The organism is Saccharospirillum mangrovi (genome assembly GCF_003367315.1).
Taxonomy (GTDB): Bacteria; Pseudomonadota; Gammaproteobacteria; order Pseudomonadales; family Natronospirillaceae; genus Saccharospirillum; species Saccharospirillum mangrovi.
Map to the genome: position 1 here is coordinate 215,762 of NZ_CP031415.1, position 16,242 is coordinate 232,003.

The following is a 16,242-nucleotide window of genomic DNA, read 5'->3' on the forward strand; positions in this document are numbered from 1 at the left end:
CAACCTCGACCACCGATGGCAGCCGGGTTATTCACGATGCCGGACGATCAACGACAGCCCGACGATCCAAATCCTGAGCGACCGCACAGCCGCATTGGCCGACGGGCGCTTTGAGTTTCAACGTCATGACACCAGGCACCAGGCCTGACGGGGCTTACACAGAATTGGGCATCGAGTATCGGGCAAAGCGGCATTGTTATTCTCGTTATGGGGCGATCGTTTTTGCCGCCCGTTTCGCTAGAGCAAGGACAGGGCCAACTTGTATCGATACAAGTTAACTTGTTGATATTAAAGAGATAAAAGTCGATTTCTGGGTTTTTTAAAGCGCCGCTTGACTATAACGAATGGAATAAAGTGGTGCGGTTGACACAACCTTGACCTTGCACTGGCTTGAATCACAGCACCAATTTGGGGCGTTTTGGTGATCGAAAGCAGTGCGTGCCTGAACCGTTTGAACGTTGCTCGATTGGGGATCACAGCGACATTGACCAATCTGCACAGCCGTTGTGCGTGTGACTGAGGTCACAAAGAATCTATAACTTTTGGAATAATTATAACGAAACGAATAACGCCGATTCAGTCGCCAGCGGTCATCTTGCGCGGCTCGCTGTCGCGCTGCCGTTTTAGGCGTTTGCTCAGCGCCGGTTGGGAAATCCCCAGAATGCGCGCGGCGATGGACTGGTTGTTGTCGGCGCGGTGCATGGCTTCAAGGATCAACAGTTCGTCCATTTCACTGAGCGTTGGCAGGCGCGCATCGAGCGGGAACTGCACCAGCGCGCCGCCCTGGCCGGTGTCGATGTTCGGATCGCGGTCCTGTTGCCAGGGCAGATCGCTGGGTTTGAGCGGGCCGTTCGACTGATGCCGACTGACGGCATCGAACGCCATGGCGCGCAGCTCGCGCACGTTGCCGGGGAAATCGTAGTTTTGCAGCACCGCCCAGAGCTCCGGGCTGTAATCCGGAATCGGCCGGCCCAGATCTTCGGCCGCCAGTTCGGCGAAGTAGGTGAACAGCAGGCGGATGTCTTCACGCCGCGAGCGCAACGGCGGAATCTGCACCTGGTGCGTACACAGCCGGTAATAGAGGTCGCGGCGGAATTGACCGGCTTGCTGACGTTCGGCGAGATCCTGATGCGTTGCCACCAGAATGCGCGCCTGGGTGCGTTTGGGGCGGTCGGCACCGATGGGGTAGTACTCGCCTTCTTGCAACAGTCGCAGCAGTTTGATTTGGGCCGGCGGCGGCAGATCGCCAATTTCGTCGAGAAACAGGGTGCCGCCGGAGGCTTCTTCGACCAGACCGGCGCGTTCGGTGTCGGCGCCGGTGAAGGCGCCTTTGCGGTGACCGAACAGGGTGTCGTTGAAGATGTGGTCATCCAGCCCGGCGACGTTCACCGTTACCAGCTTGCCCTGCCGCCCCGACAGCCGATGCACGGCGCGGGCGATCAGCTCTTTGCCGGTGCCGCTTTCGCCACAAATCATCAACGGCTGCGACGACCGGGCCACCGATTCCAGATACTGAAACACCGACGCCATGGCGCGGCTTTGCGTCAAAATGTCGGAGAAGACTTCCGGCGAGTCGAGCCGGCGACTCAGCACCCGATGACGCAGTTCTTCGTTCTCGCGTTTGATTTCCTGCAATTGAATGGCGCGCTTGATGCCTTCGAGCAGCCGCGTTGATTCGGTGGTTTTGACGTAAAAATCGAACGCGCCCATGCGCAGGCATTCCACCGCCGTCTCAACCTGATTCAAGCCACTGATGATGACGATGACGACGTTGGGAAAGGCCTCGCTCATTTCGCGCAGCAACGACTGGCCGGACTGATGCGGCATGTTCAGATCGAGCAGCACCACGCCGATTGGGTGCGTTTCCAGCATCGCCATGGCGTCGCGGCTGTCCTGACAGTAATACAGGTGGTTGATGCCGCCTTTGCGTTCCAGCATCAGCCCCAGGCTGCGGTGGTAAGACGCTTCGTCATCCACCAGCAAAATGCCGAATTCGGGGTAGCGACTGTCGGTCTGAGTGCTGCTTTTATTCATGGACTCGAGTCTCTTCGCTGCTGTTCCAGGGGAAGGTCACTTCAACGCGGGTGCCTTCGCCGGGCTTGGAATAGAAGTTCATTTCGCCGTCGTAGGCTTTGACGATACCGGCCGACACCGACAGCCCCAAGCCGGTGCCGCCGGTTTCCCGCTTGGTGGTGTAGAACGGGTCGGTGAGGTTCGACAGCGCGTCCGCTTCGATGCCGCAGCCTTCATCCTGCACCGTCAGCACCAGCCGCTGGCTGGCGTGGTTGATGCGGGTGTCTACCTTTACCGCACAGCTGTCGTCCGGCAGTGCCTGACAGGCGTTGATGATCAGGTTCACCACCACCTGTTCGATGCGTTGGGCGTTGCCCAGCATGGACGGCAGATAGGGGTCGAGCAACAGCGAAAAATGGCGGGTGTAGCCGCGAATGGTGACGTCGAGCAGGCGCGCGGCGGTGGCGACGACTTCGTTCAGGTTGATCGGTATGGCGGTGTCTTTGGCTTCCTGGCGGGCGAAATCGCGCAGGTCGTTGACGATGCGGCGGATGCGTTGCGCGCCTTCGTTCATCTCGCTGATGACGTAGGGGATTTCACTGCGAATGCGTTGATAATCGAGCCCGGCGATGTCGAAGCGGCCGCTGTCGTACAGCCGATCGAGCAGCGGCAGGGCGTCGTCCCAGGCGTCGCTGAGCATCGGCAGATTGAGCAGTATCAGCCCGGACGGGTTGTTGATTTCGTGCGCCACACCCGACACCAGCGTGCCGAGCGAACTCATCTTGTCGGCCTGAATCAGTTGTTGCTGTTGCTTGCGCACTTCTTCGGTTTGCTGGGCGACGCGGCGCTGCAAGGTGCGGTTCCAGGTGACCACCAGGCCGAGGCCGAACAGCAACAGCGCCGAACTTGCGCCGGTGGCGAGACCGACCAAACGCCAGTCGCGGCTCTGCGGGTTTTCCAGCGAGCCGAGCCATTTGTCGTAAATTGCCTGTTGCTGGCCGGTGTTTTTCAGAATCGCCAGGCCTTCGGAAAACAGCGCCAGTATGTCTTCGTTGCCCTTTTTCACGGCGTAGCCATACGGCTGCGCTTCGACCGGACGCCACACAGCTTCGACGTTCGACAGCCCGTATTCGCGGCTGTAATAAAGGCTCGGCAAGGTGGCGCCGAGCGCGTAGTCGAAGCGGCCAGCGGCGATCTGGCGCAGGGCGTCGTAATGGGTGCGCACCGGCACAATGCGTACGCCTAAATCCCGCTCGCGCAGGTAGTCGTGCATGATGTCTTCGCGCTGCACCACCACGGTCTTGCCGCGAATGTCGACCAGGCTGTTGGGTTGCGGGTCGTCGCTGCGCGCAAAGAAGGAGAAATTCACGATCACCGACGGCGGGCTGAAGGTGTAATCCTTGGCGCGTTCCGGTGAGGCGATCATGCCTTGCAGTACGTCCATCTCGCCGTTATCCAGCGCTGAACGCATCGACGACCAACTGCTCAAGGTGATTTCCACATCCAGGCCCATGACTTCGGCGATGGCGCGCGTCATATCGACGTTGTAGCCGGCGACGCGGCCGTTGTTGTCGATGTATTCGTAGGGCGGAAAGGAATCGTCGCCGCCGACGCGAATCACATCGGCCAACAGGGTTGTCGGCAAGGCAACGCAGGCCAGCAGGGTGGCCAGGGTACGCAGTCTGAACGGGCGGCGGGACAAGAGCATTCCTCGGTAACAGCGGTGCGCGCAGGGTCGGCGCAGTGGCGAGAATATAGCGATTCAAGCAGATCAGGGCAAAAGCCCTTGAGGCGGATGCAAGAGTTGCGATACTGGCGGTCCGTTCTTGCTGGAATCTTGCTGTGTCCCTTGTTGCCCGCGCGTTAACCCCGTCCGATCAGTCCGCTTTAGTCGACTTTTTAATGCACTACCGCGATACCAGCTTGTTCCTGCTCAGCAACCTGGAACGCAGCGGCGTTGTGGCCGGCGATGAACCCTATCAGGGCCATTATTGGGGCGCGTTTGACGGCGATACTCTGGTTGGCGCGCTGGCGCATTACTGGCAAGGCATCGTTATGCCAGCGGCGCCGCAGGGTTTGGACCTGTTAGCGCCTTTGTTGGCCGAACAGGCCGACCGACCGATTCAGGGTTTTATTGGTGTGCGCGATCAGGTCGATTGGCTGAGCGATTTTTTCCAGGTGACGCGTTGGCGCATCGATGCACCCGAGCCGCTGTACACCTTGGAATTGAATCAACTGCGCTGGCCGGATGTGCTGCAACACGGCGATCTGGTGGTGCGTCATGCCACGGCGGCCGATGAAGATCAGCTGGTCGAATGGCGCATTCATTATGTGGGCGAAGCCATGTCCGAGCCGGATAACGCCGAAACCCGCCGTCGTGCGCGCACCTTGATGCAGCAGGAAATCAACGATGGCGATTTGTTTGTGTTGTGCGACGAAGACGAGTTGTTGGCGATGTCAGCATTCAACGCCGTGGCGGCCCAGACGGTTCAGATTGGTGGTGTTTACACGCCGCCGTCGCAGCGTAGTAAGGGTTATGGGCGCGCTGTGGTGGCGGGGTCGTTGGCATTGGCGCGCAGTCAGGGTATGACACGGTCGGTACTGTTTACCGGTCACGATAATCACGCTGCCCAGCGTGCTTATGAATCGCTCGGTTATCAGCGCATCGGCGAGTTCGGTATGAAATTTCTCGACGAACCGTTGCTGGCCGAACGGGCTTAAGCGAAACCGTCGTGAATCAGCTGCCGAATGTTTCGTTAAGTGCCAAATTCCGGCCCCAGTTCTTCGTGGAAACGCTCAACCTGGCTGGCGACGTCTTCCGACATGCCGCGATAACGCGCGATGTGGAACAAGGCATCGCCTTCGTACACCAGCGCTAACTGCGTCAAACCCACCAGAATGCCCGCGCGCGACGACCGCACTTCGGACGCTTCCATGGTGTTCGGGCCAATGATGCGTGCCAGCAATTGATCTTTCTTCACGTAGGTGCCGGGTTTGACCAGACACTGGAACACGCCCGAATCGGCGGCGCGCTCCCAGTAGGAGGTGTCGGCTACGGTCTGGTCGGTGCGTACTTTCAACACGCCGCCGAGCATGCCCAGATGCATCATCACATTGGTGATGCCACGGGTGCCGGCGCGGATGCTGATTTCATCCAGCCGCAAGGCTTCGCCGGCTTCGTACACCAGCACCGGAATGTCGTTGTTGCCGGCCGACTGACGCAGCGAGCCTTCGCGCAGTTCGCTGTTCAAAATCAACGGCACGCCGAAGGCGCGCGCCATGGCTTCGACATCCGGGTTGTTCAGTTCGGCGCGCACCTGCGGCACGTTAAAGCGGTGCAAGGCGGCGGTGTGCAAATCGATGCCGTAATCGGCCTGCAACACCACTTCCTGCATCAGCACTTCGGCAACGCGCGCGGCCAACGTGCCGGACGCCGAGCCGGGGAAAACGCGGTTCAGATCGCGCCGGTCGGGCAGGTAGCGCGAACCCATACCGAAGCCGTGCACGTTGACCACCGGCACCACAATCACCGTGCCTTTCAAACCGCGCAATTTGCGCGAGCGCATAAACCGACGAATGATTTCCAGCCCGTTCAACTCGTCGCCGTGCAGCGCGGCGGTGATGAACAAGGTCGGCCCCGGATTGCGACCACGACGCACAAAGGTGTGCATGGTGGCGTCTGAGTTACCGGGGGCGCCGGGCAGCGCCAGGGCGAAGTTGTGCCAGCGGCCGGGGGCCAGTTTGTCGGGTTCGATCTGCGCCATGCGCTTGCTTCCTTGGGCTGTCAGCCTTCAACGCGTTTGGGTTTGTCGATCAGCATCTTTTCCAGATGCGTAACGATGAGACCGGCAATGTCTTTGCCGGTCGCCATTTCGATACCTTCCAGGCCGGGCGACGAATTCACTTCCATCACCACCGGGCCGTGATTGGAGCGCAGAATATCGACACCGGCGACATCCAGCCCCATCACTCGCGCCGCACGCACGGCGGTTTTGCGTTCTTCCGGGGTGATCTTGGCGACTTCGGCGCTGCCGCCGCGATGCAGGTTGGAGCGGAATTCGCCCGGTGCGGCCTGACGTTTGATCGACGCCACGACTTTATCGCCAATAACAAAGCAGCGAATGTCAGCACCACCGGCTTCCTTAATGTATTCCTGCACCAGAATGTTGGTGTCCAAACCCAGAAAGGCTTCGATCACGCTCTCGGCTGCCTTGCGCGTTTCGCACAACACCACGCCGATGCCCTGGGTGCCTTCGAGCAGTTTTACGACCAAGGGCGCGCCCCCGACCATCTGAATCAGATCGGGAATTTCATCCGGGCTGTGGGCAAAGCCGGTGATCGGCAAACCGATGCCTTTGCGCGCCAGCATCTGCATGGAACGCAGTTTGTCGCGCGAGCGGGAAATGGCGAGCGAGGCGTTGAGCGTTTTGGTGCCCATCATTTCAAACTGGCGCACCACGGCCGTGCCGTAAAAGGTGATCGAGGAACCGATGCGCGGAATGATGGCGTCGACGTTCTCCAGCGCATCGCCCTTGTAATGAATGGTCGGGCGGTGCGAGGCGATGCTCATGTAGCAACGCAGGGTGTCGATGACCAGCACTTCGTGACCGCGCGATTCTGCGGCAGACACCAAACGCTGAGTCGAATAATTGATCGGCTCGCGGGACAACACAGCCAGCTTCATTGCGAACTCCCATAGCAGCAGATTTGGCGGCGGCGCAGCATAAGGCTAATGCCTGACGGGTGCTACTGTCTTCCGACACTCTTTAATCAATAACGTCCGACACCCTTTAATCAATAAAAAACGCCGCCGAACAGGGTGGGACTTTACTGCCCAATGCAGGGCCTGCAAAACCTTGTGTGAACGGATAATTCACAGCGGCGTCGGGCGATCACATTGGCGGTCATACTCCATGCTATAGTAGCCCGCAATCGCTGGCGTTCGCCGGTAAACCTCCACTGCTCACCGTCGTACCGGGACCTGTCCTAGCATGTCGACTCGCGAAGAAACCCTGCACGAACACGTCGAATTCTGGCTGGAAGAACTGGCGGCCGATCGCCCCGCTCTGGCCGAATGGTTCGATGGCCTGTCGGAAACCGATATAGCGTTCACACTTGAATCGCTGCCGCTCGAAGAGCGTCTGGCGGTCTGGCAAGCGGTGCCGCCGGCGTTGCGCGGTGCCGTGCTGGTGGAATTGCACGACGAACATCGTCGCTCGTTATTAAAAGCCGCTCCGCCGGATTCGTTGCTGCAATGGCTCGGCCGTACCGACCCGGAAGATCTGCTCGAACTGATGGACGATCTGCCGGTGCAATTGGGCCGGCGCGCCTTGCGGCGTCTCGATCAGGAAGAGCGCGAACAATTGCAGGCGGCCCTGGGTTACGACGACGACCAGATTGGCCGCTGGCTCAGTTTCAAAGTCATCACCGCCGAAGCGGAAACGCCCGGCCGGGTGTTCCGCAAAGCGCTGCGCGAAACCGGCGTGCCGGAAATGACCGACGTTATCGTGCTGGTTGACGACAACAGCCGCTATCGCGGCTGCCTGTCGCTCGATACCGCGATGAAAGTACCGACCCAGCAACCGCTGAGTCAGTTTATCGACGCCGAAATCAATCCGCTGAACCCGGCGTTATCGCTGCACGAAGGCGCGCAGGCGATTCGCAATTCCGGTTGGTCAATGCTGCCGGTGGTCGATGAAAACGGCACCGTGCTCGGTCGCTTCACCGCCAGCGATGCGCTCGATGTGATCACCGAAGAACAGGAACGGCAGATTTCCCAACTGACCGGTGGTGGTCTGGAAGAAGAGGATTTGTTCTCGCCGGTACGTCGCGCGGTGCCCAAGCGCTCGGTCTGGCTGGGCATTAATTTGCTCACCGCCTTACTGGCCGCCTGGGTGATCGGTCAGTTCGAAGGCGCGTTATCGCAATGGGTGGCGTTAGCGGTGTTGATGCCGGTGGTTGCCAGCATGGGTGGCATTGCGGGCAGTCAGACACTGAGTCTGGCGATTCGCGGTTTGGCGACCGGCCAGTTGGGTTCGGCCAACGTGCGCTCGTTGATTCGCAAAGAGCTGTTGGTTGGTGCCATCAACGCTGTGCTGTGGGCCATTGTTATCGGCATTGTTGCCAGCCTTTGGTACGACAGCTTTGTGCTGATGGGCGTGATCGCCTTCGCCATTCTGGTGAATTTGGTGGCGGCGTCGTTGGCGGGTGTGGCGGTGCCTTGGGTGTTGTCGCGTATGAAGATCGATCCGGCACTGGCCGGTTCGGTGATTCTGACCACGGTGACCGATGTGGTCGGCTTTTTTGCCTTCCTCGGTACCGCTTCGCTGGTGCTGGCGTTTATCGGCTGAATCAGGCCACGGGTGCGATGGGCGACACGGAGCAGCGTTGCATCAGCAAACTGGTGACTTGCGCCAGATGGCTGAGAAACAAGGTTTCGGTGCCGGAGCGGAAATGTTGAGCGTCGCGGTGGCCCAAGGCCAGTACGCCGAACGGTTGTTGCTCGGAGTCGCACAGCGGTGCCAATGCGATGGAACCGACGTTGCGGCCGGCGAACAGAAAGTCGCGTTCGGTGTCGCCGAAGCTGCCGCACAAGGCTTTGCCGTCGTTGATCAACGCCGGGAAATGCTGGCTTAAACTGTCGCGACTGATGTGCAGCCAGGGGTCGCCGTCGGCGTTGGCCTGGTCGCACAGAATGACGGTGGTTTCGTGCACGTCGAACTGTTCGAGTAAGCCGGTTTCCAGCGCGTCGATCAGGCCGGCGAGCGTGGCGTGCGGCAACAGCGCCAACACCAGACGCTGCAATTGCTGAAACAACTTGTCGTTGCGTTGCGCCACTTCGATAAAGTGATTCAGACGATCAATCAACTGACGGTTTTCGTGACGCAGAATCTGGTTCTGACGTTCCATCAGCGAGATGGCGTTGCCGGAGTCGTGACGCAGATGCAGTTGCTTGAGCAGATTGGGATGGTCTTCGAAAAAGCTCGGCTGCTGGCGTAAAAAGGCGACAACGGCGTCTGCGCTGATGCCACTGTCGTTCACAGTCTCGGTCACCCCACCACTCCTTCAAAAACGGTTTCGACCGGCCCGGTCATCATCACATTGCCACTGCCCGGCCATTCGATTTGCAGGGTACCACCTGGCAGATGGATGTGAACCTGATCGTCGAACCAACCGTTCAAATGGCCGGCCACCACGGCCGCACAAGCGCCGGTGCCGCACGCCAGGGTTTCACCAACGCCGCGTTCGTAGACGCGCAACCGCGCCTGAGTGCGGTCAATCACTTCCAGAAAACCAACGTTCACGTGTTGCGGAAAGCGCTCGTGTTGTTCCAGCTCCGGGCCAAGTGTGGCGACCGGCGCCTGCGCCACGCTGGGCACGCGAATCACGCAATGCGGGTTGCCCATGCTGATGGCGGCGATTTCGAGGGTATCGCCCGCGGCAGTTTGCAGCGGATACAGCAACTGACGTTCGTCGGCGATGAAAGGAATTTTTTCCGGTGCCAGCCGCGGCCGGCCCATATCGACGGTGACCTGGCCGTCGTCGCGGACGATCAGTTCCAGATCGCCACCGGCGGTTTCAACGCGAATGCGGTCGGTCTGAATCAGTTTGCGGTCGAGTACGAAACGGGCGAAGCAGCGTGCGCCGTTACCGCAGTTTTCCACTTCGCCGCCGTCGGCGTTGAAAATGCGGTAGCGGAAATCGCGGTCCGGCCGGGTCGGCGGTTCGACCAGCAACAACTGATCGAAACCGATGCCGAAGTGGCGGTCGGCCCAGCGTTCCACCTGTTCGGAGGTGAATTCGACGGCTTGAGAGACGCCATCGATAACCATGAAGTCGTTGCCGAGGCCGTGCATTTTGGTGAATTTCAGGCGCATGCGGGCATCAACTCAGTCGGGATTCGAGCGCCAACTGGTCGGCCACGGTTTCCCGTTTGCGCACCAGTTGCGCCTGATCGCCATCGACCAGCACTTCGGCCGGGCGATTGCGTGAATTGTAATTCGACGCCATGACAAAGCCGTAAGCGCCGGCCGATTGCACCGCCAGCAAATCGCCTTCGGCCAGACTCAGCGGACGGCCTTTGCCGATGAAATCGCCGGTTTCGCAGACCGGGCCGACGATGTCCCAATCTGCCAGTTTGCCGTCGGAATTTGCAACCACTGGCTCGATGCTCATCCAGGCCTGATACAGCGCTGGTCGAATCTGATCGTTCATGCCGGCATCGACGATGGCGAAATGGTGGTCACCGTTGTCTTTCAAAAACTCGACCCGAGTCAGCAGTACACCGGCGTTGGCGACGATTGACCGGCCCGGTTCCAGAATCAATTCCAGGTCGCGATTGCCCAGCGCTTTAACCAGGCTTGCAACGAACGCACTGATGTCCGGTTCCACATCTTCGCCGGTGTAGCGGACGCCCAGGCCGCCGCCAAGATCCAGATGCTTGAGTGGAATGCCGTCGGCGATCAGCGTATCGACCAGCGCCAGGACGCGATCCAGCGCGTCGTCGTACGGCGAGGTGTTGAGAATTTGCGAACCGATGTGGCAATCAACGCCAATCAGTTCCAGGTTTGGCAGCGTCTGCGCCGCGTTCCGATAAACCTCGGCCGCGCGCTCGATGGCGATGCCGAATTTATTGCGCTTCAGGCCGGTGGAAATGTACGGATGGGTTTGCGCATCGACATCCGGGTTAACGCGAATCGACACCGGCGCGCGTTGGCCCAGTTCAGCGGCCACGTCGTTCAGCCGGCGCAGCTCGCTTTCCGATTCAACGTTAAAACAGTGAATGCCGACTTCCAGCGCGCGTCGCATTTCATGCGCCTGCTTGGCGACGCCGGAAAACACCACCTTGGCCGGATCGCCACCGGCGGCCAGTACGCGTTCCAATTCACCCAGACTGACGATGTCGAAACCGGCACCGCGACGCGCCAATACATCGAGCACGGCCAGATTGGAATTGGCTTTGACGGCGTAGCAGATCAGCCCCGGATGCTCGCCCAGGCCGCGACGATAAGCGTCGAACTTCTGCTCGACGGCGCTGCGCGAATAGACGTAGAGCGGCGTGCCAAATTGTTCGGCCAACTGGCGCAGCGGCACGGCTTCGGCGTGAAGCTCGCCCTGGCGATGTTCAAAAGCGGAAGTGATGGCCGTCATGATGCGAAGTCGATGTCCTGTTGCAGTGTCAGATTGGGGCGGGCGGATTCGCTGGGCAAATACAGATCGCCTTTTTGGCCGCAACCGCTGAGTGTGGCGATAAGGACCAACCAACCGAGTGCAGCGCGCGTGAATCGAGACATTGCCAGCCTTCCTACCCCAAAGAAAACGACGCTCAGTATAGGGGAAGCAATGGCTCAAGCCCATCGGCAAAGGGCTATGGCCGTGGCTATAATGCCCGGCTTTGAACGGTTGAATGTGAGGGCGCGATGCGCAGCGGTTGGTTGTTGGCTTTGATGTTGGTGGCAGTGGGCGCTCAGGCTGCGCCGCTGAAAATGCACAACGTAGCGGTTTTGACCTCGGTCGGAACGGCCTTGGCGGTGAATGCTTTGGGTGCCGATACGGCGGGTCTGGATTACGGCAGTGACGATGGCAAAGAGCGTGGTCGTTTGCTGGTCGGTTTTGATTTGCCCGTGGGCGCGGAATTCGGCCCGTTCGATGTGACGTCAACGCTGGAAATTGCGCTCGGTCAGGCGACATACCGTGGTGAAGGTTTGCGTCAGGAACAGGCGATGGCAAACATCACGCCGCTGTTCGATTGGCGTCTGCCGCTCGGCCCGGTAACGCCGATTTTTGAAACCGGCCTGGGTGTGGCCTACCTCAGTTCCACAACGCTCGGCCCGGACATCTATTCAACCCGGTTTCAGTTCAGCCAGATTTTCGGTTTGGGTATGCAGTGGGGGCCGGTGCAAGTGGGCGGTCGCTTCCAGCATGTGTCCAACGGCGGCATCGAAAAACCCAACAACGGGCAGAACTGGTACGGCGCGGTCATTAAATACCATTACTGATCACGCGGATTCGTTTTCCCGTCGCCGGCGCAGCCAGTTCAGTGTCTGACGCGCCAGCAGCGGGAACAAACCGAGCAACACAAAAGCGACGATCAAGCTGGGCGACAGGATGCCGCCCAAACCATCCAGCTGCGCCAACTGAGTGCCAGCGTTCACGTACACCGCCGTGCCCGCCAACATGCCCAACTGACTGACCCAGTAAAACGTTCGGGTGCGAATGGGCGTCAGACCCATCACCAGATTGATGACGAAAAACGGAAACAACGGCACCAGGCGCAACGAAAACAGATAGAAGCCGCCGTCATTTTCCAACCCGGCATTGATGGCTTCGAGCCGATCACCGAAGCGCCGTTGCACCCAATTACGCAACAGAAAACGTGCCGTCAGAAAAGCGCCGGTGGCACCAATCGAGCTGGCAAAACTGACCAGCAACAGGCCGAGTTCAAAACCGAACACAGCGCCGCCTGCCAGCGTCAGCAAGGTCGCCCCTGGTAACGACAACGCCGTGACCACGACATAGATAACAAAATACAGCGCCGCCAGACGCCACGGATGTTGCGCCTGAAACTCGGCCAGTTGGGCTTGCTGTTGCTGGAGGTTTTGCAGCGTCAGAGCGCTGTCGAGATCGAACGCGAAGAAAGCGGCGATGGCGATTGCCACCGCGACGAATAAGAGGGCGCGTTGCATGGGTGCATTCCTGGCAGGTTGAACAGCTCAGACTGCATTCGCGCGCCAAAGTTTCTCAGATCACCGCTGTGGCGAAAATCGAATTCAGGCGACGCCGTACTGTGCCCGATACGCTTCAATGGCCGGCAGGTGCTCGGCGAAGGCGCCGCTTTCTTTCAGGTAGCCGACTAACTGGCTGAAGCGAATCACCGGAATAATCGGCAGATTGTGTTCAGCTTGCAGCGCCTGAATCGCCGACAGCTCACTGCCCGGTGCTTTTTCCTGACGATCCATAGCGACAACCACGCCGGCCAATTGCGCCTGCGGATAATGCGCCAGCAAATCCTGTACTTCGCGGATGGCGGTGCCGGCGGTGATGACATCATCGACGATAACGATTTTGCCTTTCAGTTCGGCGCCGACCAGGGTGCCGCCCTCGCCGTGATCTTTGGCTTCTTTGCGGTTGAAGGCGTAGGGCACTGAACGGCCGTGGTCGCGATTCAGCGCCACCACCGTGGTGGTCGCCAAAGGTATGCCTTTATAAGCCGGGCCGAACACCAGATCGAAATCGAGACCGGAATCGACCAGCGCCTGGGCGTAGTAGCGGCCGAGGCGGTCGAGCGCTTCGCCGGTCTGGAAACGACCGGCGTTAAAGAAGTAGGGGCTTTGTCGGCCGGATTTGAGCGTGAAGTCGCCAAAGCTGAGCACTTGCTGCTCGATGGCGAAGCGGATGAAGTCGCGCTGCCAGTCGCTGAGCGCTTCTGTCGTTGCGGTGGAAGCGGTATGATCCATGCCCTTGGTCCCCTGCCCGTTCAGTGAATGGCCGCCAGGGCCAAGTTGGCGCGCGAGTATAACGAAAGCGCGCCTCGAACAAAAAGACCGGCTCAGTCGGCTATCCTGTTATGACTGACGTTGTAACTGACGTTGTAACAGGGCTTTGAATACGCCTCAGTACCCCGCTCGCTTAACGGGCTGAAAACGCGGCCTGGTGCCGTGACACTGCGGTTTCGCGCCGTTATGATACGCGCGTTTTTGACTGGATAGACAGCATGAAGGTCGTCACCCTCAATTTGAATGGCATTGTGAATGCCTCCCAGCGTGGCTTTCTCGAGTGGCTCGAGAAACTGGATGCGGACGTCGTCTGCGTGCAGGAACTGCGTGCCAAGGAATACCAGTTACCCGAAACTTTTATGGAAGTGCCCGGCTACAACGCCTTTTTCTTCGATGCCGAAGCCGACGGTTATTCCGGCACCGCCATCTACAGCCGCGCCATGCCCAAAGCGGTGATTCGCGGCATCGGCTCGCCGCAGTGGGATTTGGAAGGCCGCTTCATCCAGGCCGATTTTGACAACGTCAGCATCGCCTCGATCAACGTGCCCTTTGCCCGCACCGAAGAAGAAATCGAACACAAGCTGGCGTTTCTCGATGTGCTCGGTCTGCACATGAAAAAGACGCGCCGCAAGCGTCGTGAATTCATCTTCGCCGGTTCCTATCAGGTGGCGCATCGTTCCATCGATCTGGGCAATTGGGAAAGTCATCAGCGCGAAGCCGGTTTCCTGCCGGAAGAGCGCGCCTGGATGGATCAGGTAACCGGGCCGATTGGCTTTGTCGATGCGTTCCGTTTGATGAACCGCCAGGATCGCCAACACACCTGGTGGCCGTTCGATGAAGCCCAGGCCAACGGCATGCGGCTCGACTATCAAATGGTTACACCGAACATTGCCGATTACGTGGTCGAGGTGAAAATTCTGCGCGAACCGCGCATTTCGCCGCACCTGGGTGTGATGATCGAATACGACATGGAACTGTGATTTCAGTTTCGATCGAGCCAGAAGAATCAATCCCCGCACGCCATCCTAATGGGATGGCTTACACCACCTAGGCGTTTTCCTGCTGCAAGACAGTCGCTGCACAAACACCCTCAAAAGGTGTCAGAGGTTGCGACAACAGAGCGCAATGCTGCTTTCGAGTTTGTTAAGAAATTCCTGGCGCGACGTCAGTGTGTGTTTCCAGGTAAGGGCGCACGCCGACAGCATCTCGGCGGCGGTAGCGGCCTGATCACGGCTCGTTTTGTTATCCGCACTTGCAGCCATCATGGTCTGCTGCAAAATTTCTTGAAAGACCGAGTTCTGCTGGAAAACCAGGTCACCTAGCAAGCGTTCGCAATGGACAGCCAGGTCAGAAGCATCGGGTTGTAACAGACCGACATGGCGACCAAACCATTCATCCAACACCCTGAGTAGCTTTTCTTCCAGACCGAGTTGCGACTCAGCGAGTACATGTTGCGTTGCAGTCAGTCCATCGTTCAATGATTTGCGGACAGCCGCACTAAATACCTCATCCTTGTTTTTGAAATGCAGGTAGAGGCCCTGGCGTGAAATGCCGGCGGAACGGGCGATGTCTTCCATCGAAGTTTTGCGATAACCCTGGCGGGCGAACACATCGAGTGCCGTGATAAGCAACTGTGACAGGCGAGAAGATTCGGCTTTTTCCATCGGCGAAATTTAACGAAAAGGTCATTTATTGACAATACTGTCAATTTTAAACTAGACAAAATAGATTGTATTTGTAAACTTAGTAAAGTTTGCAGTCGTTCAGTTATTTGTCTAGTTGGAGTGAAGATGACAACCGTTACTCGATCCGAAGTTTCTTTCGACAGCGATGGTATCCGCTTAGCGGGCCATCTTTACCAGCCAAGCGCCGTTGAGACAGGAACCCTCCCTGCGGTGGTTGTAGGCCACCCTGGCAGCGGTGTTAAAGAGCAAGCCGCCGGGTTGTACGCACAGAAGTTAGCGGAGCAGGGCTTCATCGCTCTATCATTCGATGCGGCTTATCAAGGTGAAAGCGCTGGCGAGCCTCGTGGCTTGGAAGACCCGGCGCAGCGTGTCGAAGACATCAAAGCTGCAGTGTCTTTCCTCGCCGTACACCCGGCGGTAGATGCTGCCCGCATTGGTTTACTGGGCATCTGTGCTTCCGGTGCCTATGCGCTGGCGGCCGGTTCAACCGATGTGCGTATTAAAGCGGTGGCTACTGTCAGTGCGGCGGATATCGGCCGGCAGTTCCGACTCGGTTCCGATGGCAAGCAGGACCCTGCGGTAGTGCAGTCATTGATGGCTGCGGCGGCGCAAGCACGCACGGCCGCCGCCCGCGGTGAAGCTATGGGTAGGTTCCCAATCTTTCCGGAAAATGAAGCTCAAGCACGAGCAGGAGGTCAGCACCTGTTTGAAGGCTGGGAGTATTACTGCAGTGATCGCGGTCAACACCCGCGTTCTGCCAAGTCGTTTACCTGGAACAGCGTTGACAAGATTTTGGCGTACGATCCGTTTCGCTTCGTGAACATGCTGGCACCGCGCCCGCTGCTGCTGATTGTTGGTAGCAAGGCTGAAACCGCCTGGATGACAGAGGAAGCCTTCGCTCAAGCGGGTGAGCCTAAGCTACTGATGTGGATTGAGGGCGCATCACACGTCGATCTGTACGATAAGCCAGAATACGTTGATACCGCGCTGATCCAACTGGTCGAGTTCTTTAACACTCAGTTGTAATCCTGCTTGGTATTGTCGGGCGC

16 protein-coding genes are annotated in these 16,242 nt (G+C 58.8%); 5 read left to right on the forward strand and 11 right to left on the reverse strand.

The features are described 5' to 3' along the window. Positions 1–576: 576 nt before the first annotated feature. On the reverse strand, positions 577–2,034 hold the full coding sequence (locus DW349_RS01060) for a sigma-54-dependent transcriptional regulator (RefSeq protein WP_108125829.1): 1,458 nt from the start codon (positions 2,032–2,034) through the stop codon (positions 577–579). Next, positions 2,027–3,715 carry a transporter substrate-binding domain-containing protein gene (locus DW349_RS01065; protein ID WP_198650503.1) on the reverse strand — a complete coding sequence of 563 codons (1,689 nt, stop codon included), beginning with the start codon at positions 3,713–3,715 and terminating at the stop codon, positions 2,027–2,029. Before DW349_RS01065 ends, DW349_RS01060 begins: the two co-directional genes overlap by 8 nt. A gap of 140 nt (positions 3,716–3,855) precedes the next feature. Here DW349_RS01065 and DW349_RS01070 point away from each other — a divergent pair, with 140 nt between their 5' ends. After that, positions 3,856–4,734, forward strand: a complete 879-nt coding sequence (locus DW349_RS01070; protein WP_108125831.1) for a GNAT family N-acetyltransferase — start codon at positions 3,856–3,858, stop codon at positions 4,732–4,734. A 35-nt stretch (positions 4,735–4,769) separates the two neighbouring features. Here the strand turns inward: DW349_RS01070 and DW349_RS01075 are convergent, their stop codons facing one another. Beyond that, the gene (locus DW349_RS01075; RefSeq protein WP_108125832.1) at positions 4,770–5,777 is read right to left on the reverse strand and encodes a succinylglutamate desuccinylase/aspartoacylase family protein; all 1,008 of its coding nucleotides are present in this window, start codon (positions 5,775–5,777) and stop codon (positions 4,770–4,772) included. Positions 5,778–5,797: 20 nt separating this feature from the next. Beyond that, positions 5,798–6,697, reverse strand: coding sequence for a 30S ribosomal protein S6--L-glutamate ligase (gene rimK, locus DW349_RS01080; protein ID WP_108125833.1), 900 nt, complete (start codon positions 6,695–6,697; stop codon positions 5,798–5,800). 307 nt (positions 6,698–7,004) lie between these two features. On the opposite strand from rimK, the gene DW349_RS01085 reads away from it, so the two are divergent. Beyond that, positions 7,005–8,363, forward strand: coding sequence for a magnesium transporter (locus DW349_RS01085; RefSeq protein ID WP_108125834.1), 1,359 nt, complete (start codon positions 7,005–7,007; stop codon positions 8,361–8,363). A 1-nt stretch (position 8,364) separates the two neighbouring features. Here DW349_RS01085 and DW349_RS01090 read toward each other — a convergent pair whose 3' ends face one another. Genes DW349_RS01090 through lptM form a run of 4 tightly spaced genes read right to left on the reverse strand, consistent with a single transcriptional unit; the run spans position 8,365 to position 11,306 of the window. Next, the gene (locus DW349_RS01090; protein ID WP_108125835.1) at positions 8,365–9,066 is read right to left on the reverse strand and encodes a DUF484 family protein; all 702 of its coding nucleotides are present in this window, start codon (positions 9,064–9,066) and stop codon (positions 8,365–8,367) included. Next, positions 9,063–9,890, reverse strand: a complete 828-nt coding sequence (gene dapF, locus DW349_RS01095; RefSeq protein WP_108125836.1) for a diaminopimelate epimerase — start codon at positions 9,888–9,890, stop codon at positions 9,063–9,065. Before dapF ends, DW349_RS01090 begins: the two co-directional genes overlap by 4 nt. A gap of 7 nt (positions 9,891–9,897) precedes the next feature. Then, positions 9,898–11,163, reverse strand: a complete 1,266-nt coding sequence (lysA, locus tag DW349_RS01100) for a diaminopimelate decarboxylase (protein WP_108125837.1) — start codon at positions 11,161–11,163, stop codon at positions 9,898–9,900. Beyond that, a complete protein-coding gene (gene lptM / locus DW349_RS01105) occupies positions 11,160–11,306 on the reverse strand; it encodes an LPS translocon maturation chaperone LptM (RefSeq protein ID WP_108125838.1) in 147 nt (48 codons plus the stop codon). Before lptM ends, lysA begins: the two co-directional genes overlap by 4 nt. 126 nt (positions 11,307–11,432) lie before the next feature. On the opposite strand from lptM, the gene DW349_RS01110 reads away from it, so the two are divergent. Further along, entirely contained in the window at positions 11,433–12,011 is a 579-nt protein-coding gene (locus tag DW349_RS01110) for an acyloxyacyl hydrolase (protein WP_108125839.1), read from the forward strand. Here the strand turns inward: DW349_RS01110 and DW349_RS01115 are convergent, their stop codons facing one another. Both DW349_RS01115 and pyrE read right to left on the reverse strand, forming a co-directional pair. Continuing rightward, on the reverse strand, positions 12,012–12,698 hold the full coding sequence (locus tag DW349_RS01115; protein ID WP_108125840.1) for a TVP38/TMEM64 family protein: 687 nt from the start codon (positions 12,696–12,698) through the stop codon (positions 12,012–12,014). It abuts the gene before it with no gap. 84 nt (positions 12,699–12,782) lie between these two features. After that, a complete protein-coding gene (gene pyrE, locus DW349_RS01120; protein ID WP_108125841.1) occupies positions 12,783–13,469 on the reverse strand; it encodes an orotate phosphoribosyltransferase in 687 nt (228 codons plus the stop codon). 257 nt (positions 13,470–13,726) lie between these two features. Here pyrE and DW349_RS01125 point away from each other — a divergent pair, with 257 nt between their 5' ends. After that, on the forward strand, positions 13,727–14,488 hold the full coding sequence (locus DW349_RS01125; protein WP_108125842.1) for an exodeoxyribonuclease III: 762 nt from the start codon (positions 13,727–13,729) through the stop codon (positions 14,486–14,488). A 120-nt stretch (positions 14,489–14,608) separates the two neighbouring features. Here the strand turns inward: DW349_RS01125 and DW349_RS01130 are convergent, their stop codons facing one another. Next, on the reverse strand, positions 14,609–15,172 hold the full coding sequence (locus tag DW349_RS01130; protein WP_108125843.1) for a TetR/AcrR family transcriptional regulator: 564 nt from the start codon (positions 15,170–15,172) through the stop codon (positions 14,609–14,611). A 126-nt stretch (positions 15,173–15,298) separates the two neighbouring features. On the opposite strand from DW349_RS01130, the gene DW349_RS01135 reads away from it, so the two are divergent. Beyond that, positions 15,299–16,219, forward strand: a complete 921-nt coding sequence (locus tag DW349_RS01135) for an alpha/beta hydrolase (protein WP_108125844.1) — start codon at positions 15,299–15,301, stop codon at positions 16,217–16,219. The last annotated feature ends 23 nt before the right edge of the window (positions 16,220–16,242 follow it).